The sequence below is a fragment of the Streptomyces sp. NPDC051662 genome (genome assembly GCF_040681655.1).
Classification (GTDB): Bacteria; Actinomycetota; Actinomycetes; order Streptomycetales; family Streptomycetaceae; genus Streptomyces.
On the sequence record NZ_JBFAZD010000023.1, the window covers coordinates 122,489 to 144,036 of the forward strand.

Consider the following 21,548-nt stretch of genomic DNA (forward strand, 5'->3'; position numbering starts at 1 on the left):
ATCTTCCCCGTCGTGCCGGTCTTCACCCGGCGGAGGTCACACGGGCCGTTGCCCCTTCAACATACCCATGCGGGCAACCGACGCGTTCCAGCCAGTCATACGGACCGCCCGTCGCCCCGGTCACGCGGACCGCTCGTCCACATAGACGCGGGGGACGCGTGAACCGATACGTGTGACGATCTCGTAGGCGATGGTGTCCGCCGCCTCGGCCCAGTCCTCGGCGGTCGGCTCGCCGTGGTCGCCGGGGCCGAACAGGACGGCGGTCGCGCCCGGCTCGGGGATGTCGCCGCCGAGGTCGACGACGAACTGGTCCATCGCGACCCGTCCGGCCACCCGCCGCCGCTTGCCCCCCACGAGAACGGGCCCACGGCCGGACGCATGGCGCGGGATGCCGTCGGCGTAACCGAGGGGCACGAGTCCGAGGGTCGTCTCCCGCGAGGTGACATAGCGGTGGCCGTAGCTGACGCCATGGCCCTCCGGCACCCGCTTGACCAGGGCGACGGAGGCGGAGAGCGTCATCGCGGGCCGCAGGCCGAAGTCCCGTGAGGTGCCGAGCTCAGGGCTCGGGGAGATGCCGTACATGGCGATGCCGGCCCGTACGAGATCGAAGGACGCCTCGGGGAGGGTGAGCGTGGCCGCCGAGTTGGCGATATGCCGGACCTCGGGCTCGACGCCCTCCTTCTCGGCGTACGCGACCATCTGGTGGAAGGCGTCGAGTTGCGAGGCGATGGAGGGGTGGCCCGGCTCGTCGGCGCATGCGAAGTGGGACCAGAGACCGGTGACCCGGACCAGACCGGCGGCCTGCGCGTCGAGCGCGGCGGCCACCAGTTCGGGCCAGTCGGCGGGCTGGCAGCCGTTCCGGCCGAGGCCGGTGTCCGCCTTGAGCTGGATAAGGGCGGGACGCGCCACCGCGCGCGCGGCGGCGGTCACCTCACGCAGGGCCCACATCGCGCTGACGGACATGTCGAGATCGGCCTCGATGCCCTCCCGCCAGGGGTCGCCGGGCGTCCAGAGCCAGCACATGATCCGGCCCTCGATGCCCGCCGCGCGCAGGGCGAGCGCCTCATGGGGGGTGGCCGTGCCCAGCCAGGTGGCGCCCGCGTCGAGGGCCGCCCGCGCGGTGGGCACCATGCCGTGTCCGTATCCGTCGGACTTCACGACACCCATCAGGGCGACACCGGGTCCCACGCGGGAGCGCAGCGCGCGCACATTGCCCCGCAGGGCGGCGAGATCGACTTCGGCCCGCGCGCGGACACCGGTCGACGTGTGTGTGTTCTCGGTCATCGTGCCCAGTCTCTCAGAGCGATGTCCGGGGCCGGTGCGATGCCACCGCCGCTCGAACCGGTGCGGATGCCACCGCCGCTCGGCGCACCACTCCCGGCAGCCTCAGCCCACGACGTTCCGCCACGCCTCCGGCAGGTTCTCCGCCACGTCGTCCGCCGCCAGCGGCGCGTTCCTCGATGCCAGCCGGGCCGAGAGGCCATGGAGGTAGGCCGCCACCGACGCCGCGTCACGGGCCGGCAGGCCGGCGGCGAGCAGGGAGCCGGACAGACCCGAGAGGACATCCCCGCTGCCCGCCGTCGCCAGCCAGGACGTGCCCGTGGGGTTCACGCGGACCGGAACGGCCGGGTCCGGGTCGGCGACCAGCGTCGTCGAGCCTTTCAGCAGCACCGTCGCGCCGTACCGCGCCGCCAGTTCCCGTACCGCCGTCAGCCGGCCCGCCTCCACCTCGGGCCTGGCGACGCCGAGCAGCGCCGCCGCCTCGCCCGCGTGCGGGGTGAGAAGGGTCGGGGCCGTACGTCCCCGTACGGTCTCCGCGTCCAGCAGCCGCAGGCCGTCCGCGTCCACCAGCACCGGGACGTCCGAGGCCAGGACGTCCGCCACCGCGGCCTCGGGGCCCGAGCCGTCGCCCAGCGCGTCCCCCAGCCCGGGGCCGACCGCCCAGGCCTGGACCCGGCCCGCCTTCGACGGCGGTCCCTCGTGCACCAGCGTCTCCGGGAAGCGCGCGATCACCGCGTGCGCGCCGGGGCCGACATAGCGGACCGCGCCCGCGCCGCCCCGCAGCGCGCCCGCCACCGCGAGCACCGCCGCGCCCGGATAGCGCGCGGAGCCGGCCACCACGCCGACCACACCGCGCCGGTACTTGTCGCTCTCGCCCGTCGGCACCGGCAGCAGCCGGGCGACATCCTCGTGCTGGAGCGCCTCCAGCGCGGGCACGGACGGCAGATGGGGCGCGAGGCCGATGTCCACGAGCCGTACCGCGCCCGCGTGTTCCCTGGCGGGGTCGATCAGCAGGCCCGGCTTGTACGTACCGAAGGTCACCGTCACATCCGCGCGCAGCGCCTCACCGCTCACCTCCCCGCTGTCCGCCTCGACCCCGCTCGGCAGATCGACGGCGACGACCACCGCGCCGGAGCCGCGGGCCGCCCGTGCCACCGGTACGGCGTCGGGGCGCAGCCCGCCGTGTCCGCCGATCCCGGTGATGCCGTCGAGCACGAGATCCGCGGCGGTCAGTACGTCGAAGGGGTCGTCGGCGACGCGTCCGCCCGCGCCGAGCAGCGCCGTCAGCCCGCCCTCGTGGGTCCGGCCGGGGGCCAGCGGTACGACGGTGACGGCGGCACCCCGACGGGCCAGCCGGGCCCCGGCGTGGAGAGCGTCACCGCCGTTGTCCCCGCTGCCGACGAGCAGGACGACCCGTGCCCCGTACACCCGTCCCAGCAGATCCCGCAGCAGGCCCGCGCAGGCCGCGGCGAGACCGGCGGCGGCGCGCCCCATGAGCGCGCCCTCCGGCAGCCGTGCCATCAGCGCGCGTTCGGCGCTCCGTACCGTCTCCACGCTGTACGCAGTACGCATTCGACCAGCCTTTCCACCGTCGCCCGCGTTCGCCCGCCGTCGCCGGCCGTCGGCCCGCTTCCCCTCAACCCTCCGCGATCACCACGGCGGACGCCACCCCCGCGTCGTGGCTGAGCGACACATGCCAGTTCCGTACGCCCAGCTCCGCGGCGCGCGCCGCGACCGTCCCCCGTACCCGCAGCCGTGGCTGCCCGCTGTCCTCGACGCACACCTCGGCGTCCGCCCAGCGCAGTCCGACGGGCGCGCCCAGGGCCTTGGCCACGGCCTCCTTCGCGGCGAACCGCGCCGCCAAGGAGGCCACTCCACGCCGTTCACCGCTCGGCAGCAGCAACTCCCGCTCCGAGAAGAGCCGGTCGGCCAGTTGCGGCGTCCGCCGCAGGGACTCCCCGAACCGGTCGATCTCCGCCACGTCGATCCCCACCCCGATGATCAACCCATCCTCCTTCTCGGCCGGTGTGTCCGGCTGCTCGCCGTACCCACCCGGCACTCACTCACTCGCACTCGCACTGTCACTCCACGGTCACGGACTTCGCCAGGTTCCTCGGCTGGTCCACCTCATTGCCGCGCGCCGTCGCCAGCTCGCACGCGAACACCTGCAACGGCACCGTCGCCACCAGCGGCTGAAGCAGCGTCGGCGTCGCCGGGATACGGATCAGATGATCCGCGTACGGCACCACCGCGTCGTCCCCCTCCTCCGCGATCACGATCGTGCGCGCGCCCCTGGCCCGGATCTCCTGGATGTTGGACACGATCTTGTCGTGCAGCACCGAGCGCCCGCGCGGCGAGGGTACGACCACCACCACCGGGAGATCCTCCTCGATCAGCGCGATGGGGCCGTGCTTCAGCTCACCGGCCGCGAACCCCTCGGCGTGCATATACGCCAGTTCCTTCAGCTTGAGCGCGCCCTCCAGGGCCACCGGATAGCCCACGTGCCGGCCCAGGAACAGCACCGTCCGCTTGTCCCTGAGCGAGCGCGCCAGGGCCCGTACCGGCTCCATCGTCTCCAGGACCCGCGCCACCTCGCGGGAGATCCGCGAAAGATCCCGGATGACGGCCCTGATCTCGTCGCCCCACTTCGTACCGCGCCGCTGCCCCAGATACAGCGCGACCAGATAGCAGGCCACCAGCTGGGTCAGGAACGCCTTGGTCGAGGCGACGGCGACCTCGGGGCCCGCGTGTGTGTAGAGGACCGCGTCCGACTCCCTCGGGATCGTCGAACCGTTCGTATTGCAGATGGCCAGCACCTTCGCGCCCTGTTCGCGGGCGTGCCGCAGCGCCATGAGCGTGTCCATGGTCTCGCCGGACTGCGAGATCGCGATCACCAGCGTGCGCCGGTCCAGGATCGGGTCCCGGTAGCGGAACTCGCTGGCCAGCTCCACCTCGCAGGGCATCCTCGTCCAGTGCTCGATGGCGTACTTCGCGATCAGCCCGGCGTGGAAGGCCGTCCCGCACGCCACGATGACGACCTTGTCCGCCTCGCGCAGCACGGCGGCCGGGATACGTACCTCATCGAGCGTCAGCGAGCCCTCGGCGTCGATCCGTCCGAGGAGGGTGTCCGCGACCGCCTTGGGCTGTTCGGCGATCTCCTTCAGCATGAAGTAGTCGTAACCGCCCTTCTCGGCGGCGGACGCGTCCCAGTCCACGTGGTACGAACGGACGTCGGCAGGCGCGCCGTCGAAATCCGTCACCAGCACGCCGTCGCGGCGCAGTTCGACGACCTGGTCCTGGCCGAGTTCGATCGCGGAGCGCGTATGGGCGATGAACGCGGCGACATCCGAGGCGAGGAAGGACTCGCCGTCCCCGACGCCCACCACCAGCGGGGAGTTACGGCGCGCGCCGACCACCACGTCCGGCTCGTCCGCGTGTACGGCGACGAGCGTGAAGGCCCCCTCCAGCCGCCGGCACACCTGCCGCATCGACTCGGCGAGATCGCCGCACGACGAGAACGCCTCGGCGAGCAGATGCGCCACCGCCTCGGTGTCGGTCTCCGACTCCAGGTCGTGGCCGCGCCCGGCCAGCTCGGCGCGGAGCGCGGCGAAGTTCTCGATGATGCCGTTGTGTACGACGGCGACGCGTCCCCCGTTGTCCAGATGGGGGTGGGCGTTGACGTCGGTCGGGCCGCCGTGCGTGGCCCACCGGGTATGCCCGATCCCGGTGGTGCCGCTCGGCAACGGCCGTTCCACCAGCGTCTTCTCCAGGTTGACGAGCTTGCCCGCCTTCTTCGCCGCGGCCAGCCCGCCATCGGCGAGCACCGCGACTCCGGCGGAGTCGTACCCCCGGTACTCAAGCCGTTTGAGGCCCGCGATGACCACATCGAGCGCCGACTGTCCTCCGACGTATCCCACAATTCCGCACATGTCGGCAGCCTAGGTGCTGTCCGGTCGATCTTCGTGGACCAGCCCGCGGCGTCTGCCGCGGTGCCTCAGGCGTCCCGTACCTCCCCGGGCACGTGATTTAGCACACCACCCACACCTGCCCCGCACCCCCGACAATGGCGAGGTGATCACTTCGCCGCCACGAAGCGCCCCACGCCGGGGCGACCATGGGCCGACGCCCTATGTCGACCTCAGCCGGGCCGAGTGGAGCGCGCTGCGCGACAGGACGCCGCTGCCCCTCTCCGCCGAGGAGGTCGAGCGGTTGCGCGGACTCGGCGATGTCATCGACCTCGACGAGGTACGGGACGTCTATCTGCCGCTCTCCCGGCTGCTCAATCTCTATGTCCAGGCCACGGCGGGGCTGCGTGGCGCGCTGAACACCTTCCTCGGGGACGCGGGCAACGGGCACGGTGCCCAGCGCGGTACACCGTTCGTCATAGGCGTGGCGGGCAGTGTCGCCGTCGGGAAGTCCACCGTGGCCCGGCTGTTGCAGGCGCTGCTCGCGCGCTGGCCCGAGCACCCCCGGGTCGAACGCGTCACCACCGACGGCTTCCTGCTCCCGATGAAAGAGCTCCAGGCCCGCGGGCTGATGTCGCGCAAGGGCTTCCCCGAGTCGTACGACCGCCGGGCACTGACCCGGTTCGTCGCCGACATCAAGGCGGGCAAGGACGAGGTCACCGCGCCGGTCTACTCGCATCTGATCTACGACATCGTGCCGGACGAACTGCTCACCGTACGTCGGCCCGACATCCTCATCGTCGAGGGGCTCAATGTCCTCCAGCCCGCGCTGCCGGGCAAGGACGGCAGGACCAGGGTCGGTCTCGCCGACTACTTCGACTTCAGCGTCTATGTCGACGCCCGCGCCGAGGACATCGAGACCTGGTATCTGAACCGCTTCCGCAAGCTGCGCGAGACGGCCTTCCAGGACCCCGCCTCGTACTTCAGGAAGTACACCCAGGTCTCCGAGGAGGAGTCCCTCGACTACGCCAGGACGATGTGGCGGACCATCAACAAGCCCAATCTGCTGGAGAATGTGGCGCCGACGCGCAGCCGCGCCACACTGGTCCTGCGCAAGGGCCCCGACCACAAGGTCCAGCGGCTGTCACTGCGCAAACTCTGAAGATCCGAAGAAGAACTGAGGGGCTGTCAGCGTGCTGCATCTACGGCTGCTCGTGCCGGCCGGCCGTACCGACGAGGTCGTACACGCCGTGGAGCGGACCGTCGGTACCGCGCATCTCGTCGTCGTACCGGGCGCCTCCCGCGATCCGCGGGGCGATCTGGTCATGTGCGATGTGGCGCGCGAGGCGGGCGACGAACTGATCGCGGATCTGCGTGCCCTCGGGATCGACGAGTCCGGTTCGATCTCGGTGGAGAACATCGATCTGTCGTTGTCGAAGCGGGCGGACGAGGCGGAGGAGGAGGCGCCGGGCGAGGGCGCCGACGCCGTGCTGTGGGAGCAGTTGGAGGACGTGACCCACGAGGAGTCCTCGCTCTCCCTCACGTATCTGGCGTTCCTCTCGCTCGCGACGATGATCGCGGCCTGCGGTGTGGTGCTGGACAACGCGATCCTGATCGTGGGCGCGATGGCGGTGGGTCCGGAGTTCGGCCCGCTGGCCGGGATCTGTACGGCGCTGGTGCAGCGCGCCCCGCTGCTGGCGTGGCGTTCGCTGATCGCGCTGATCGCCGGGTTCGCGGTGGCGATGGGGCTGACGACCGTCTTCAGTCTGGTGATGGACGGCTTCGGGCTCTTCACGGAATCCATGCTGGAGGCCGACCGCCCGAACACCTCGTTCATCTGGAACCCGGACCTGTTCTCGCTCGTGGTCGCCGCGCTCGCGGGCGTGGCCGGGATGCTCTCACTGACCTCCGCGAAGTCGGGCGCGCTGGTGGGGGTCGCCATCTCGGTGACGACGGTCCCGGCGGCGGCCAACGCGGCGGTGGCCCTCGGCTACGGCGACTTCGCGCAGGTGTGGGGCTCCAGCAGCCAGCTCCTGCTGAACCTGGCGGGCATCGTGGCCGCCGGTACGCTCACGCTGCTCGCCCAGAAGGCGCTGTGGGCGACGCAGCGGGGACGGATACGGCGTACGGGCGTCCGCCGCGTACGGTCCTGGACGGCCCCGGACCGCCGTGTACGGTCCTGGACGGCCCCGGACCGCCGTGTACGGTCCTGGACGGCCCTGGACCGGGACGGCCCGGAACCGGGCGGCCCGCACCCGCCGTGGGTCCGGGCCGCCGGAGCACTCCCTCGAATCGGCTCAGCGCCTTCAGCCGAGCGCCGACTTCACCGCGTCCGCCAGCCGGCTCGCCACCGACCGCGCCTGGTCGATGTCCGCCGCCTCGACCATCACCCGTACCACCGGCTCCGTGCCCGAGGGGCGCAGCAGGACACGGCCCGTGGAGCCCAGTTCGCGTTCGGCCTCGGCGACCGCCGACGCCAGTTCGGCGGAGGTCTTCACCCGCGACTTGTCGACATCCGGCACATTGATGAGCACCTGCGGCAGTCGTCGCATGACGGCCGCGAGGTCGGCCAGCGTACGGCCCGTCGCGGCGACCCGGGCCGCGAGCATCAGACCGGTGAGGGTGCCGTCGCCGGTGGTGGCGTGGTCGAGGACGATGACATGGCCCGACTGCTCGCCACCGAGGGCGTAGCCGTGCTCCTTCATCGACTCCAGTACGTAGCGGTCGCCGACCGCGGTCTCGACGAGATGGATGCCCTCGCGCTCCATCGCGATCTTGAACCCGAGGTTGGACATGACCGTCCCGACCACCGCGTCGCCGCGCAACGTGCCCGCCTCGCGCATCGCGAGGGCCAGTACGGCGAGGATCTGATCGCCGTCGACCTCCTCGCCCGCGCCGTCCACGGCCAGACAGCGGTCCGCGTCGCCGTCGTGCGCGATGCCGAAGTCCGCGCCGTGCTCGACGACCGCGGCCTTGAGCTGGTCCAGATGGGTGGAGCCGCATCCGTCGTTGATGTTCAGCCCGTCCGGCTCAGCGCCGATCGTGATGACCTCGGCGCCGGCGCGGGTGAAGGCCTCCGGTGACACCCGGGCCGCCGCGCCGTGCGCCTCGTCCAGGACGACCTTCAGCCCGTCGAGCCGGTTCGGCAGCACAGCGATCAGATGTGCCACGTACTGATCGAAACCTTCGTCGTACGAGCGGACCCGACCGACACCGGCACCGGTCGGCCGCTCCCAGGGGGCGCCGGTGCGGTGCACGGTGTTCTCGTAATAGGCGGCCTCGATACGGTCCTCCAACTCGTCGGCGAGTTTGTGCCCGCCGCGCGCGAAGAACTTGATGCCGTTGTCGGGCATGGCGTTGTGGCTCGCGGAGAGCATCACGCCGAGGTCGGCGCCGAGCACACCGGTGAGATACGCCACCGCGGGGGTCGGCAGCACACCGACACGCAGGACGTCCACGCCCGCGCTCGCCAGGCCCGCCACGACAGCGGCCTCCAGGAATTCACCGGAGGCACGGGGATCACGTCCCACCACCGCCGTGGGCCGATGCCCCTCGAACGTCCCCACTTCGGCGAGCACATGCGCCGCCGCGACCGAAAGACCGAGCGCCAGCTCGGCCGTCAGATCGGCGTTGGCGACACCGCGCACACCGTCCGTGCCGAAGAGTCGTCCCACAGCTCTCCCTCCGAGAACGCCCGGAGCCGGCATCACCGATCTGCCCCGAGCGAAAAGATTTCGAAAACGCAAACCCATGCAAAGTTCTGAGCGCCTGATGCTGTTATACGCCCGAGTAACCAATAAAACGAACGCCCCGGCAGCACGGAGTGCCGCCGGGGCGTTCGGATGCCGTAGAGGCCGTAAAGCCAGTGCCGGCAAGCGAGCGATTTAGCGCTTGCTGTACTGCGGCGCCTTGCGGGCCTTCTTCAGACCGGCCTTCTTGCGCTCGACGGCGCGGTCGTCGCGGCTCAGGAAGCCGGCCTTCTTCAGCGGGGCGCGGTTGTTGTCCACGTCCGCCTCGTTCAGCGAGCGGGCCACACCGAGACGCAGGGCGCCGGCCTGGCCGGAGACGCCGCCACCCGAGATACGGGCGATGACGTCGTAGCGGTTGTCGAGCTCAAGCACCTTGAAGGGCTCGTTGACAGCCTGCTGGTGCACCTTGTTGGGGAAGTAGTCCTCAAGGGTGCGACCGTTGATCTTCCACTTGCCGGTGCCCGGGACGATCCGGACTCGGGCGATGGCGTTCTTGCGACGGCCCAGGCCGGCCGCCGGCTGCGGGTCGCCGAAGCGGGACGCCATCGACTCGGAGGTGTACTCACCCTCGACCGGGGTCTCCGACTCGAAGGTCGTCACCTCGGCGTACGTCTCTTCCGCCTCGGGGGCTTCGACGGGGGTCTCTGCAGTGGTCTCGGCCACGATGCTCCTCAGATTTCTTTTCGTCTTAGGGGGTGGCCGGAACTACTGCGCGACCTGGGTGATCTCGAACGGGACCGGCTGCTGAGCGGCGTGCGGGTGCTGGTCACCCGAGTACACCTTCAGCTTCGAGAGCATCTGACGGCCCAGGGTGTTCTTGGGGATCATGCCCTTGATGGCCTTCTCGACGGCCTTCTCGGGGTTCTTGGCGAGGAGCTCGTCATAGCGGACGGAACGCAGACCACCCGGGTAACCGGAGTGGCGGTACGCCATCTTCTGGGTCCGCTTGTTGCCGGACAGGTGCACCTTGTCGGCGTTGATGATGATGACGAAGTCACCGGTGTCGACGTGGGGCGCGTAGATCGCCTTGTGCTTACCGCGCAGAAGGTTGGCGGCGGTGGTCGCCAGACGGCCCAGGACGATGTCCTGCGCGTCGATGATGTGCCACTGGCGCGTCACATCGCCGGGCTTGGGGCTGTACGTACGCACGGTCGTATGCCTTCGCTTCTTCAGTGAAAGTGGAGTCCTGACAAGGCCACCCGGACGATCACGACAGCCCTGGCGGTACTTCGGGGACGCAACCCGTGCACTACCGCTGTCCATCGGCCCGGTGGACCGGCGTAAGGGCCCCTCGCGTGAGAACGACCAAGCCAATACGCATAACGAACCAGAAGAATACCGTCGGTGCCCCGTACGGGTCAAAACGGGGGTGCGCGCCCCTCGGCCCCCGGGTGCGCAGGGGCGCGACCGTACCGCCCGTCACCGCTCCCCCGTACCGTCCGTCACCGCTCCCGTACCACCCGTCGCTCGTCCCATACCGGCTCCGGCGTCTCCCGTACGACCCCGTCCGAGCCGAATACCAGATACCGGTCGAAGGAGCGAGCGAACCAGCGGTCGTGGGTGACCGCGAGCACCGTCCCTTCGTACACCTCAAGACCGTCCTGAAGAGCCTCCGCCGACTCCAGGTCCAGGTTGTCCGTCGGCTCGTCCAGGAGCAGCGCGGTCGTACCGCACAGTTCGAGCAGCAGGATCTGGAAGCGGGCCTGCTGGCCGCCGGAGAGCTTCTCGAAGGGCTGGTCGCCCTGGCGCTCCAGCTCGTAACGGCGCAGCACGCTCATCGCGCCGCCCCGGTCCTTCGCGTGCTCCGTCCACAGGATGTCGACCAGCGTGCGGCCGAGCAGCTCGGGGTGGGCGTGGGTCTGCGCGAAGTGGCCCGGTACGACCCGCGCGCCCAGCTTCCACGCGCCGCTGTGCCGTACGTCCTCACCGGCCAGCAGCCGCAGGAAGTGGGACTTCCCTGAGCCGTTCGAACCGAGGACCGCGACGCGCTCGCCGTAGTAGATCTCCAGCGAGAACGGCTTCATCAGCCCGGTCAGCTCAAGGTTCTCGCAGGTCACGGCCCGTACGCCGGTACGGCCGCCACGCAGCCGCATGGTGATCTCCTGCTCGCGCGGCGGCTCCGGCGGCGGTCCGGCGTCCTCGAACTTCTTGAAGCGCGTCTGCATCGCCCGGTAGCGCGAGGCCATGTCGGGGCTGATCGCCGCCTGCTGCCGCAGCCGGTGCACCAGCGCCTTCAGCCGGGCGTGCTCCTCGTCCCAGCGGCGCTTCAGCTCCTCGAAGCGCGCGAAGCGCTCCTTGCGCGCCTGGTGGTACGTACCGAACCCGCCGCCGTGCACCCACACGTCGGAGCCGGCCGGGCTGGGTTCCACGCTCACGATCTTCTCGGCGGCCCTGGCCAGCAGCTCCCGGTCGTGGGAGATGAAGAGGACCGTCTTACGGGTCTCCTTCAGCCGCTCCTCCAGCCACCGCTTGCCGGGCACGTCCAGATAGTTGTCCGGCTCGTCGAGCAGCAGCACCTGGTCGGGCCCGCGCAGCAGCGCCTCCAGCACCAGCCGTTTCTGCTCGCCGCCGCTCAGGGTGCGCAGCTCACGCCACTGCGCCTTCTCGTACGGGACGCCGAGCGCCGCCGTCGTGCACATGTCCCAGACCGTCTCGGCCTCATAACCGCGCGCCTCCGCCCAGTCGCTCAGCGCCTGCGCGTACCGCATCTGCGCGGCCTCGTCGTCGACCGTCATGATGCCGTGCTCGGCCGCGTCCACGGCCGCCGCGGCTTCCCGTACGCGCGGCTGCGCGACCGACACCAGCAGGTCACGAACCGTGCGCTCGTCCCGTACCGACCCCACGAACTGCGACATCACACCGAGCCCGCCGCTGACCGTCACCGAGCCGCCGTGCGGCTGGAGCTCCCCCGCGATCAGCCTGAGCAGCGTGGTCTTGCCGGCGCCATTGGCCCCGACCAGAGCGACGACGGAGCCCTCCGCGACGCGGAACGAGGCGTCGCCGAGCAGCACCCGTCCGTCGGGGAGGTAGTACTCCAGGTGCGCGGCCTCAACATGTCCCATGTCCCGCATTGTCGGTGCAGGTGGCGCCGGAGCCCAATCCTTTTCGGATTCCCGGGCCGCTCCCCGGTCTTCGGGCGGTCTAAACTCGCGCCATGAGCTTTGGGCAAGGGGGGCCCTCCTGGGGCGGCCCCGGTTCACCGGACCAGGACCCGCACGGCACACAGACACCGGATTGGGCCGCTCTCGCGGACGCCTCCGCCGCGCGTACCCGCCGCAAACGCTGGCTGATGATCGGTGGTGGCGTGCTCGCGACCGGCGCGATAGCCGCGATCGTGGCGACCGCCGTCGTCTCCATGAACGGCGGGAACGACCGCGGCACGGAGAACACCGCCAACGACCTGCCCACACCCACCGATCTGCCGGACCGTAGCCCCGAGGCGGAGCCCACCTTCTCGTCGGTCCGGCCGCTGCCGCCGCCGAACCCGAAGGACTATGTCTCCAGCGCCGACAAGGACAAGGCGCCGCTGAGCGCCGACACCCTCTTCCCCGGCGACAAGCTCACGATGAGCGACCGCGTTTACGCGAAGGGCGCCACGGCCCGCACCACCAACTGCGCCGCGGCGGCACAGGGCCGGCTCGGCTCCATCCTCGCCTCGAACAGCTGCGACGAGGTCATCCGCGCCACCTACAGCGGGGACGGGGTCGCCGTGACCGTCGGCGTCGCGGTCTTCGAGACGGAGGCGCTGGCGCTGAAGGCCAAGGACCAGGCGAAGGACGGCGTCGCCTCGCTCTCCGGCGCCGGTGTCCCGACCTTCTGCCGGGCCCCCTCGATCTGCCGCAAGACCACCAACTCGTACGGCAGATACGTCTACTTCACGGTCGGCGGCTTCACCTCGGGCAAGAACGTCACCACGTCGGACAAGGACGTCTTCACCATCGGGGACGATGTCGCGGAGTTCGCCTTCCGCCAGATCCTCGAACGGGGCAGGGCCCAGGCGTCGGCCGCGGCCACGGCCCCCGTCGACCAGTAACCCGGCCCCACAGTCCCCCGCAGTCCCCCGCCCGCGCGCCGTCGCGGTTTCCCGGCACGGCGCGTGCTCGGCGCTGTGTACAGTCTGCGCAACTTGTGTGGCGCTGGTGAATGCACAGAGGGCGTGGGGTGGATGGCGGTCAAAGTCACCGTGGTGGTGCCGACGTACAACTCGGGAATCCACATCGAGCCGCTGGTCGGGTCGCTGCTGGGGCAGACCCTGCCCAGCGACGAGTTCGAGGTGCTCTTCGTCGACGACGGCTCGACCGACGAGACCCCGGACCGGCTGGCGGCCCTGGTCGCCGAGCACGACCACTTCCGGATGGAGCGCATTCCCAACTCGGGCTGGCCGGGAAAGCCGCGCAACATCGGCGTGGAGCGGGCGAACGGCCAGTACGTGCAGTTCGCCGACCACGACGACCGGCTGGCGCCCGAGGCGCTGGAGCGGCTGTACGCCATGGCCGCGCGCAACGGCTCCGACATCGTCATCGGCAAGGTCGCCAGCAACTTCCGCAGCCGGGGCGTCCCGTACGGTCTGATGACCCGGACCCGGGAGAGCTGCACGGTACGCGACGCGCCACTCATCGACAGCCTCACCCCCCACAAGATGTTCCGCACCGCGTTCCTGCACGAACACGGCATCGCGCACCCCGAGGGGCCCTGGATCCTGGAGGACCAGCTCTTCATGGTCCGCGCCTACCTCAAGGCGTCCGTGGTCTCCGTCCTGGGCGACTACGTCTGCTACGCGTACTGGGCCCGTGAGGACGCCGAGAACGCCGGTACGGCCGCCATGGACCCGCGCCGGTACTACGGGAATCTCCGCGAGGTCATGGCGACCGTCGTCGCGGGCACCGAGCCGGGGCCCGAGCGTGACCGGCTGCTGCGCCGCTTCTACCGGGTGGAGATGCTGCACCGGCTGGGCGAACCGCCCCGGGGCCTGCTGGTCGACCCGCCGTTCCGGGACGACCCGTTCGAGGTGGTGCGCGAGCTGGCCGAGGAGTTCATGACGGACGGCGTGCACACGGCGCTGGCCGCCGTACAGCGGACCAGATCGGCCCTGCTCCGGGAGAACAGACCGGCCGAACTGACCGAGTTCACCCGTCGGCAGACGGATCTCGGCGCGCGCTGCGCGATCGAGCGGGCGGAGTGGAGCCGGGACCGGTTCAAGGCGTCGTTCACCGCCCGGTTCATGGGCGAACCGGGCCCCGACGGCGCCCACGACGGGTCCGGTCTGCTGCTGGCCCGGCGCGGTGACCGGTACTTCCTCGCGCCCGCTCTGACGGACGGTGTCCTGTCCGAACCCGTCGATGTGACCGGCGAGTTGAAGTCCTTCAAGGCCGATGTGCTGCTGCGCCACGCGGAGACCGCGCATGTGTGGCTCCCCGACCGCGAGACGTCTCTCGTCCTGGAGGAGGAACCCGTCCCGGACGGCCTCGCCGGCACCGTGCCCGAGGGCACCGTGCTGGTACGGCCCGTCGTCCGCGGCACCGTCGCCGTCGACCCGCTGCGCGGCGCGGGCGGCGGGCCCCTGGCCGAGGGCGACTGGGAGGTACGGATCAGGCTCCTGGGCGCGGGCTTCGACCGGTACACAGGGCTCGGCGGGGACACCGCGCCCGGCGAGGTGCCGCTGCCCGCCCCGGAGATCCTCGGCGGACACGAGATCACCGGCGCGCTCACCGAGGACGGGCTGACCCTGACCGTACGCGCGAGCGACGCGGTGCCCGGTCCCCGGCCGCCGAAGGTCAGCGTCGTCGTACCCACCGCGGGGGCGGCGCCCGAGGCCGTGGAGACCACCCTCGCCTCACTGGCCGCCCAGACCCTGCCGGCGGACGACATCGAGGTGATCACGGTGCCGGACACGGCGCCGGGCACCGATCCCCGTAACACCGGGACCGACACCGCGACCGGCCAGTACGTGCTGTACATGGAGTCGGGCGACCGGCTCGGCACGGAAGCCCTTGAGCGGATGTACGCGTACGGCATCGAGCACGACGCCGATATCGTCGCCGGCAAGCTCGCGGGCAAGGGCCGGCCGGTCCCCCGCGAGCTGTTCGTACGGGACCGGCCGCGCGCCACCCTCGCCAAGGACCCGCTGGCCGACAGCCTGACCGCCAACAAGCTGTTCCACCGCGCCTTCCTCGACAGGCACGGGCTGCGCTTCCCCGTCGGCGGCGGGCAACTGGCCGAGCAGGCGTTCACCGCCGAGGCCACCCTCCGGGCCGGCCGTACCGCCGTCCTCGGCAGCTACGTCTGCTACCACTACGGTCCGGGCGGAGCGGGCCCCGCCGTACCGCCCGGGGAGTTCTACCCCGAGCTGCGCGCCCTGCTGAAGACCGTCGACGGACTCGTCGGACCCGGGGCGGCGCGCGACCGGCTGCACCGGCGCTGGCTCCGCGTGGAGATCCTGGACCGGCTGACCGGAAAGCGACTGCTGGATCTGGACGAGGAGGCGCGGCGCGAGCTGTTCCGGGCGGTCCGCGCGGTCGTCGTGGACGGGATCTCGGACACGTCGGTGGCCGGTCTGCCCGCCGCGCGCCGGGTGGCCGTCGGGCTGATCACCGACGACCGGCTCGACGATCTGGTGGCGCTCGCCGCCTGGGAGTCCTCGGTCGTCTGCCACCCGCGGCTGGACGCACTGTCCTGGCTGGACGACGGCGGCTGTCTGCGGGTGGCCTTCACCGGCGAGCTGCACGGCGCCGACGGCCCTCTGGGCGTCACCGACACCGGTACGGACCAGGAGGCGCTGGCACCGGCCGGTCTCTCCCCGGCCCTGCGGGACCGGCTCGCCCGCGAACCGCTCACCGGCGGCGCCTCACCCGCCAAGGCGTCCGTCGTCCTCGTCCTGCGCGAACGCGCCAGCGGCGCCGAGTACCGGCTGCCCACGAAGACCACCGTCTTCCGCCCCGAAGGCGTGCTGAGCATCGCCGGAACGGCCCGGCTCGATCTCGCCACGGCGCTGGACGGCGCCGCGCTCGGCGACGGCGTCTGGGATCTGTCCGTACGCCTGACCGCGCTCGGCTGGACGAAGTCGGCGCGGCTCGGCTCCCGGCGCGGCCCCGAGGTGCCCGAGCGGCTCGCGCCCGTGCCGCACCCCACCGCGCGGGACCGCCGCGTCACGCCGTACTGGACCAATCCGCAGCGCGATCTGTCCCTGCGCGTCGCGGTCCCGAAGCCGGAGCCCGCACCCGCGCGGGGCACACCGGCCCCGGCACCGGGACCGCTGCGCCGTCTCGCCAGGCGGCTGCGGCGCGGCTGACCTCAGCAGCAGCCCGCGTCCCCGCCGCCGTCCGCGTCCCCGTTCAGGTTCGCGCCCAGCGTCCGTTTGTTGCGCGCCGCACGGTTCCGCTCGCCCAGCAGCTCGTCGGCCGGATAGCCGACCTCCTCCAGGGTGAGCCCGTGCGGCCGTACGACATGCACCGCCGAGTCGCGCACCCCCGCCGCCAGCACCTTCGCCGGCCACTCCACGGGCCGGTGCCCGTCGCCCACGAACAGCAGCGCGCCCACCAGCGAGCGCACCATGTTGTGGCAGAAGGCATCGGCCCGCACGGTCGCGGTGATCACCCCGTACGCGTCACGCTCCCACCCAAGCCGCTGGAGCGTACGGATGGTCGTCGCGCCCTCGCGCCGCTTGCAGTACGCCGCGAAGTCGTGCTCGCCGAGCAGCCCCGCGGACGCCGCGTTCATCGCCGCCACGTCCAACGGCCAGTCGTGCCACAGCACATGACCGCGCAGCAGCGGATCGACACCCCCGGGATGATCGGTCACGCGGTACGCGTAGCGCCGCCAGACGGCCGAGAAGCGCGCGTTGAAGCCCGGGGGTGCCTCGGCGACCTTCCAGACCCGTACGTCATGGCTCAGCCGCCCCGCGAGCCGCCGCAGCAGCCGCTCCCGGTGCTCGGCCCACACGTCGTCCGGCAGATCGACATGCGCGACCTGTCCGCGCGCGTGCACACCCGCGTCCGTACGCCCGGCGACGGTCAGCTCGTACGTGCGCGAGGACCGCGTCACCGTACGCAGCGCGTCCTCGATCTCGCCCTGGACGGTCCGCCGGGTCCGCTGCCTGGCCCAGCCGGAGAAGTCCTTGCCGTCGTACGACAGGTCCAGCCGTATCCGTACGTGTCCGGGCGCCGCGCCCTCGATGTCCTCGCTCACCTGACCCACCTGACCCACGTGTCCGCCCTTTCCATACAGAACGGGCCCGCCCCCAGAGGGAGCGGACCCGTCCGTCAGTCGTCAGAACGCTCAGGCGTCCTTGGACTCCGACTCGGCGGCCGGCTTGGCGTCCTCGACGGTCTCGGCCGGAGCCTCGTCCTTCTTGAGGGCGTCTTCCTTGACCGCGCGCTTCGTCGCCGCCTCGGCCTCACCGGTGGCCTGCTGCGCCACGGTCAGGGCCTCGACCAGCTCGATGACCGCCATCGGGGCGTTGTCGCCACGACGGTTGCCAATCTTGGTGATACGCGTGTAACCACCGGGGCGGTTCTCGTACCGCGGGGCGATCTCGGTGAAGAGCGTGTGGACGACGCTCTTGTCCGTGATCGACTGCAGCACCAGGCGACGGTTGTGGATGTCGCCCTTCTTCGCCTTGGTGATGAAACGCTCCGCGATCGGGCGCAGGCGGCGGGCCTTGGCCTCGGTCGTGGTGATGCGGCCGTGCTCGAAGAGCGACTTCGCGAGGTTCGCGAGGAGCAGCTTCTCGTGCGCGGCGCTGCCGCCCAGACGGGCACCCTTGGCGGGCTTCGGCATGGTGTATCTCCTTGTGTCTGCACCGGCCGTATCAGGTACCGGTGTCAGTTCCCGGACGGGCGATCGCCCGCCGGAACCCGGAGCTCACGCTCCGGAGGCGGTTCAGTACTGCTCGGTCTCCACGAACCCGGCGTCCGCGTCGTCGTCGGCGCCGAAGGCGTCCGCGGCGGCGGTCGGGTCGAATCCGGGCGGGCTGTCCTTGAGGGCCAGGCCCATGCCGGCCAGCTTCGCCTTGACCTCGTCGATCGACTTGGCACCGAAGTTACGGATGTCGAGCAGATCGGCCTCGGAGCGCGCCACCAGCTCACCCACGGAGTGGATGCCCTCGCGCTTGAGGCAGTTGTACGACCGGACGGTGAGCTCAAGCTCCTCGATCGGCAGGGCGAGATCGGCGGCGAGCGCCGCGTCCGTCGGCGACGGGCCCATGTCGATGCCCTCGGCGTCGATGTTGAGCTCGCGCGCCAGACCGAACAGCTCGACCAGCGTCTTACCGGCGGACGCCATGGCGTCACGCGGCCGCATGGCCTGCTTGGTCTCGACGTCGACGATCAGCTTGTCGAAGTCGGTGCGCTGCTCGACACGGGTCGCCTCGACCTTGTACGTGACCTTGAGCACCGGCGAGTAGATGGAGTCGACCGGAATCCGGCCGATCTCCTGGCCCACCTGCTTGTTCTGGACGGCGGAGACATAACCGCGACCGCGCTCGACGGTCAGCTCCATCTCCAGCTTGCCCTTGCCGTTCAGCGTCGCGAGCACGAGGTCGGGGTTGTGGACCTCGACACCGGCCGGCGGGGCGATGTCAGCGGCCGTGACCAGGCCGGGGCCCTGCTTGCGCAGGTACATCACGACCGGCTCGTCGTGCTCCGAGGAGACGACCAGCTGCTTGATGTTCAGGATGAGGTCGGTGACGTCCTCCTTGACGCCCGGCACGGTGGTGAACTCGTGCAGGACACCGTCGATCCGGATCGACGTGACCGCCGCGCCGGGGATCGAGGAGAGGAGCGTACGCCGAAGGGAGTTGCCGAGCGTGTAGCCGAAGCCCGGCTCCAGCGGCTCGATCACGAACCGCGAGCGGTATTCGTCGACGACCTCTTCGGTCAGCGAGGGACGCTGAGCGATAAGCATGGTTAATGCCTCCAGTCTTGGCACCCGCTATTTGATGCCAACAGAACAAGGGTACGGGCGGCACGGCACCGAAGCGCCGTACCGCCCGCGAGCCGTTCCCCTGCGCGGGGAAAGGGTCAGACGCGGCGGCGCTTCGGGGGGCGGCAGCCGTTGTGCGGGGTGGGGGTGACGTCCTGGATCGAGCCCACCTCCAGGCCGGTGGCCTGGAGCGAACGGATCGCGGTCTCACGGCCGGAACCGGGACCCTTGACGAAGACGTCGACCTTGCGCATGCCGTGCTCCTGCGCGCGGCGGGCGGCCGACTCGGCGGCCATCTGCGCGGCGAAGGGGGTGGACTTGCGCGAGCCCTTGAAGCCGACGTGGCCGGCGGAGGCCCAGGAGATCACATTGCCCGAGGGGTCGGTGATCGAGACGATCGTGTTGTTGAACGTGCTCTTGATGTGGGCGTGCCCGTGAGCGACGTTCTTCTTTTCCTTGCGGCGCACCTTCTTGGCAGCGCCCTGACGACCCTTGGGGGGCATCTATTTCTCCTACAGGGAGGTGGTCGGTCCTACAGCGAAGACCGCTGATGAGCGTCCGCTGAGGACTACTTCTTGCCCGGCTTCTTCTTACCGGCGATGGCGCGACGCGGGCCCTTGCGGGTACGAGCGTTCGTGCTGGTGCGCTGTCCGTGCACCGGCAGGCCACGGCGGTGACGCAGACCCTGGTAGCAGCCGATCTCGACCTTGCGGCGGATGTCGGCGGCGATCTCGCGACGGAGGTCACCCTCGGTCTTGAGGTTGGCGTCCACGTACTCGCGGATCTTGACGAGGTCTTCCTCGGCGAGGTCGCGGACACGGACGTTCGGGTCGACGCCAACGGCGGCGAGGGTCTCCTTGGACCGGGTGCGCCCGATACCGAAGACGTAGGTGAGGGCGACCTCGACGCGCTTTTCGCGCGGGAGGTCAACGCCTGCGAGGCGTGCCATTCATGGCTCCTGATGATGTCGGAGGTCTTCCGCAGTGTCGTTCCCGGCTGCCGGTCCCTCCCGCTGAGGGAGAGATACGGTCCGGGTCCCCGGCCTCCGCCGGAGGTGTCGGTCCCACCGGGTGGGAGCCGGACACTGCGTCATTACGAGTTTGCTCGCGTCGCGCGAAGTACTGCGAGAGGCAGGTGGTCTTGCGTCAGCCCTGGCGCTGCTTGTGGCGCAGGTTGTCGCAGATGACCATGACCCGGCCGTGACGGCGGATCACCTTGCACTTGTCGCAGATCTTCTTGACGCTCGGCTTGACCTTCATGGGATTGAGGTTCTCCGGGTCAGTTGCGGACACCCCGCGAGGGATGTCAGCAAGATCTACTTGTATCGGTAGACGATCCGGCCACGCGTCAGGTCGTACGGAGACAGCTCCACCACGACCCGGTCATCGGGGAGGATACGGATGTAGTGCATCCGCATCTTGCCGCTGATGTGCGCGAGGACCTTGTGACCGTTCTGCAGCTCCACCTTGAACATGGCGTTCGGGAGGGACTCGATCACGGTGCCCTCAATTTCGATGGCACCTTGCTTCTTGGCCACGCTTCGCCCTTCGAATCGGCTACCTTGATCGATTCTGGCAGCCGCATGAGGACACACGGGTACACCAGAGCCGACGAGTCAGTCTACGGGAGCGCACTCGAAAAGACGAATCCGTTCAGTTTGCCCACCGAAGGAGATTCTTAAGCGCTCACCCCGGGAGTCCCTAGGCCAGCGGATCGGGAGCCGCCGTGACGCCCAGCTCGGCGAGCTTCGCCTTACCCCCGTCGGGGGCGGTCAGGACCAGCGGGCCCTCCTCCGTCAGCGCCACGGAGTGCTCCCAGTGCGAGGACCAGGTGCCATCGGTCGTGACGACCGTCCACTCGTCCTCCAGCACCTCCGTGCGCGGCGTACCGAGCGAGACCATCGGCTCGATCGCCAGACAGAGGCCCGGGACCAGCTTCGGGCCCTTGCCGCGCTTGCGGGAGACATAGTTCAGCAGATGCGGGTCCATGTGCATCTCGGTGCCGATGCCATGGCCGCCGTAGTCCTCGATGATCCCGTACTTGCCGCCGCCGGGGCGGGGCTGTCGACGGATGTACGTCTCGATCGCCCGGGACACGTCCACCAGCCGGTTGCCGGCGCGCATCGCCGCGATCCCGGCCCACATCGACTCCTCGGTCACCCGGGAGAGTTCGACCAGCTCCGGAGCGTGACCGCCGCCGACGAACACCGTGAAGGCCGCGTCGCCGTGCCAGCCGTCGATGATCGCGCCGGCGTCGATGGAGATGATGTCGCCGTCCTTCAGGACGGTCCTGTCGTCCGGGATGCCATGGACGACGACCTCGTTGACCGAGGTGCAGATGGTCGCGGGGAACCCGCCGTACCCGAGGAAGTTCGGCTTGGCGCCGTGCTCGGCCAGCACCTTGCGGGCGACCTGGTCCAGATCCCTGGTGGTGGCGCCGGGCACCGCCGCCGCGCCGGTGGCCGCGTGCACGGCGGCGACGACCAGTCCCGCCTCACGCATCTTCGCGATCTGCTCGGGGGTCTTGATCTGCACCATGCCTGTGCCTTCCACCTGTCTGTGACTGATCCGATACGCCCTGCTCAATACGTCCGCTTCACACGGACCGCTCAACAGTACGGCCGTGGGGGGGGGCGGCGCCCCCCCCCCCCCAGGAGAACCGCCCGCACAATCGGGCCACCCCGCCCCCCCCCCCC

19 protein-coding genes and 1 pseudogene are annotated in these 21,548 nt (G+C 70.5%); 4 read left to right on the forward strand and 16 right to left on the reverse strand.

From position 1 onward, the window contains the following. Window positions 1-120: 120 nt before the first annotated feature. The 4 genes from alr to glmS form a co-directional block, all read right to left on the reverse strand. Entirely contained in the window at window positions 121-1,284 is a 1,164-nt protein-coding gene (gene alr, locus AB0M67_RS31100) for an alanine racemase (protein WP_365750891.1), read from the reverse strand. A 102-nt stretch (window positions 1,285-1,386) separates the two neighbouring features. Next, window positions 1,387-2,853, reverse strand: a complete 1,467-nt coding sequence (locus tag AB0M67_RS31105) for an NAD(P)H-hydrate dehydratase (RefSeq protein WP_365750892.1) — start codon at window positions 2,851-2,853, stop codon at window positions 1,387-1,389. Between the two features lie 64 nt (window positions 2,854-2,917). Continuing rightward, a complete protein-coding gene (locus AB0M67_RS31110) occupies window positions 2,918-3,286 on the reverse strand; it encodes a holo-ACP synthase (protein WP_249948314.1) in 369 nt (122 codons plus the stop codon). 76 nt (window positions 3,287-3,362) lie between these two features. Further along, on the reverse strand, window positions 3,363-5,210 hold the full coding sequence (gene glmS, locus AB0M67_RS31115; protein ID WP_365750893.1) for a glutamine--fructose-6-phosphate transaminase (isomerizing): 1,848 nt from the start codon (window positions 5,208-5,210) through the stop codon (window positions 3,363-3,365). Between the two features lie 142 nt (window positions 5,211-5,352). Between glmS and coaA the strand changes: the two genes are divergently transcribed. Together coaA and AB0M67_RS31125 are read left to right on the forward strand one after the other, a co-directional pair. After that, window positions 5,353-6,348 carry a type I pantothenate kinase gene (gene coaA, locus AB0M67_RS31120; protein WP_365750894.1) on the forward strand — a complete coding sequence of 332 codons (996 nt, stop codon included), beginning with the start codon at window positions 5,353-5,355 and terminating at the stop codon, window positions 6,346-6,348. 31 nt (window positions 6,349-6,379) lie between these two features. Beyond that, a pseudogene (locus tag AB0M67_RS31125) lies at window positions 6,380-7,303 on the forward strand (DUF389 domain-containing protein); the annotation flags it as partial. Window positions 7,304-7,492: 189 nt separating this feature from the next. On the opposite strand, the gene glmM reads toward AB0M67_RS31125, so the two are convergent. The 4 genes from glmM to AB0M67_RS31145 all read right to left on the reverse strand — a co-directional run bounded on the left by glmM (window position 7,493) and on the right by AB0M67_RS31145 (window position 11,997). After that, complete coding sequence (gene glmM / locus AB0M67_RS31130) at window positions 7,493-8,860, reverse strand: phosphoglucosamine mutase (protein WP_365750895.1); 1,368 nt, start codon at window positions 8,858-8,860, stop codon at window positions 7,493-7,495. A gap of 210 nt (window positions 8,861-9,070) precedes the next feature. Further along, window positions 9,071-9,598, reverse strand: a complete 528-nt coding sequence (gene rpsI, locus AB0M67_RS31135) for a 30S ribosomal protein S9 (protein WP_249948319.1) — start codon at window positions 9,596-9,598, stop codon at window positions 9,071-9,073. A gap of 42 nt (window positions 9,599-9,640) precedes the next feature. Then, window positions 9,641-10,084: a 50S ribosomal protein L13 gene (rplM, locus tag AB0M67_RS31140; RefSeq protein ID WP_365750896.1), complete on the reverse strand. Its 444-nt coding sequence runs from the start codon at window positions 10,082-10,084 to the stop codon at window positions 9,641-9,643. Between the two features lie 293 nt (window positions 10,085-10,377). Continuing rightward, window positions 10,378-11,997, reverse strand: coding sequence for an ATP-binding cassette domain-containing protein (locus AB0M67_RS31145; protein WP_365750897.1), 1,620 nt, complete (start codon window positions 11,995-11,997; stop codon window positions 10,378-10,380). A gap of 92 nt (window positions 11,998-12,089) precedes the next feature. Here AB0M67_RS31145 and AB0M67_RS31150 point away from each other — a divergent pair, with 92 nt between their 5' ends. Both AB0M67_RS31150 and AB0M67_RS31155 read left to right on the forward strand, forming a co-directional pair. Then, a complete protein-coding gene (locus AB0M67_RS31150; protein WP_365750898.1) occupies window positions 12,090-12,968 on the forward strand; it encodes a hypothetical protein in 879 nt (292 codons plus the stop codon). Window positions 12,969-13,100: 132 nt separating this feature from the next. Then, window positions 13,101-16,223, forward strand: a complete 3,123-nt coding sequence (locus AB0M67_RS31155; RefSeq protein ID WP_365750899.1) for a glycosyltransferase — start codon at window positions 13,101-13,103, stop codon at window positions 16,221-16,223. A gap of 2 nt (window positions 16,224-16,225) precedes the next feature. Here the strand turns inward: AB0M67_RS31155 and truA are convergent, their stop codons facing one another. The 8 genes from truA to map all read right to left on the reverse strand — a co-directional run bounded on the left by truA (window position 16,226) and on the right by map (window position 21,390). Continuing rightward, on the reverse strand, window positions 16,226-17,119 hold the full coding sequence (truA, locus tag AB0M67_RS31160; protein WP_365750900.1) for a tRNA pseudouridine(38-40) synthase TruA: 894 nt from the start codon (window positions 17,117-17,119) through the stop codon (window positions 16,226-16,228). 90 nt (window positions 17,120-17,209) lie between these two features. Next, window positions 17,210-17,710: a 50S ribosomal protein L17 gene (gene rplQ / locus AB0M67_RS31165; protein WP_365750901.1), complete on the reverse strand. Its 501-nt coding sequence runs from the start codon at window positions 17,708-17,710 to the stop codon at window positions 17,210-17,212. Between the two features lie 102 nt (window positions 17,711-17,812). Continuing rightward, window positions 17,813-18,835: a DNA-directed RNA polymerase subunit alpha gene (locus AB0M67_RS31170; RefSeq protein ID WP_003956430.1), complete on the reverse strand. Its 1,023-nt coding sequence runs from the start codon at window positions 18,833-18,835 to the stop codon at window positions 17,813-17,815. A 116-nt stretch (window positions 18,836-18,951) separates the two neighbouring features. Beyond that, the gene (gene rpsK / locus AB0M67_RS31175) at window positions 18,952-19,356 is read right to left on the reverse strand and encodes a 30S ribosomal protein S11 (protein ID WP_003956432.1); all 405 of its coding nucleotides are present in this window, start codon (window positions 19,354-19,356) and stop codon (window positions 18,952-18,954) included. A gap of 65 nt (window positions 19,357-19,421) precedes the next feature. Beyond that, window positions 19,422-19,802, reverse strand: a complete 381-nt coding sequence (rpsM, locus tag AB0M67_RS31180; protein ID WP_030351452.1) for a 30S ribosomal protein S13 — start codon at window positions 19,800-19,802, stop codon at window positions 19,422-19,424. 196 nt (window positions 19,803-19,998) lie between these two features. After that, on the reverse strand, window positions 19,999-20,112 hold the full coding sequence (rpmJ, locus tag AB0M67_RS31185; protein ID WP_003956441.1) for a 50S ribosomal protein L36: 114 nt from the start codon (window positions 20,110-20,112) through the stop codon (window positions 19,999-20,001). Window positions 20,113-20,168: 56 nt separating this feature from the next. Then, complete coding sequence (gene infA, locus AB0M67_RS31190) at window positions 20,169-20,390, reverse strand: translation initiation factor IF-1 (protein WP_003956442.1); 222 nt, start codon at window positions 20,388-20,390, stop codon at window positions 20,169-20,171. A 163-nt stretch (window positions 20,391-20,553) separates the two neighbouring features. After that, on the reverse strand, window positions 20,554-21,390 hold the full coding sequence (map, locus tag AB0M67_RS31195) for a type I methionyl aminopeptidase (protein ID WP_365750902.1): 837 nt from the start codon (window positions 21,388-21,390) through the stop codon (window positions 20,554-20,556). Window positions 21,391-21,548 lie beyond the last annotated feature (158 nt).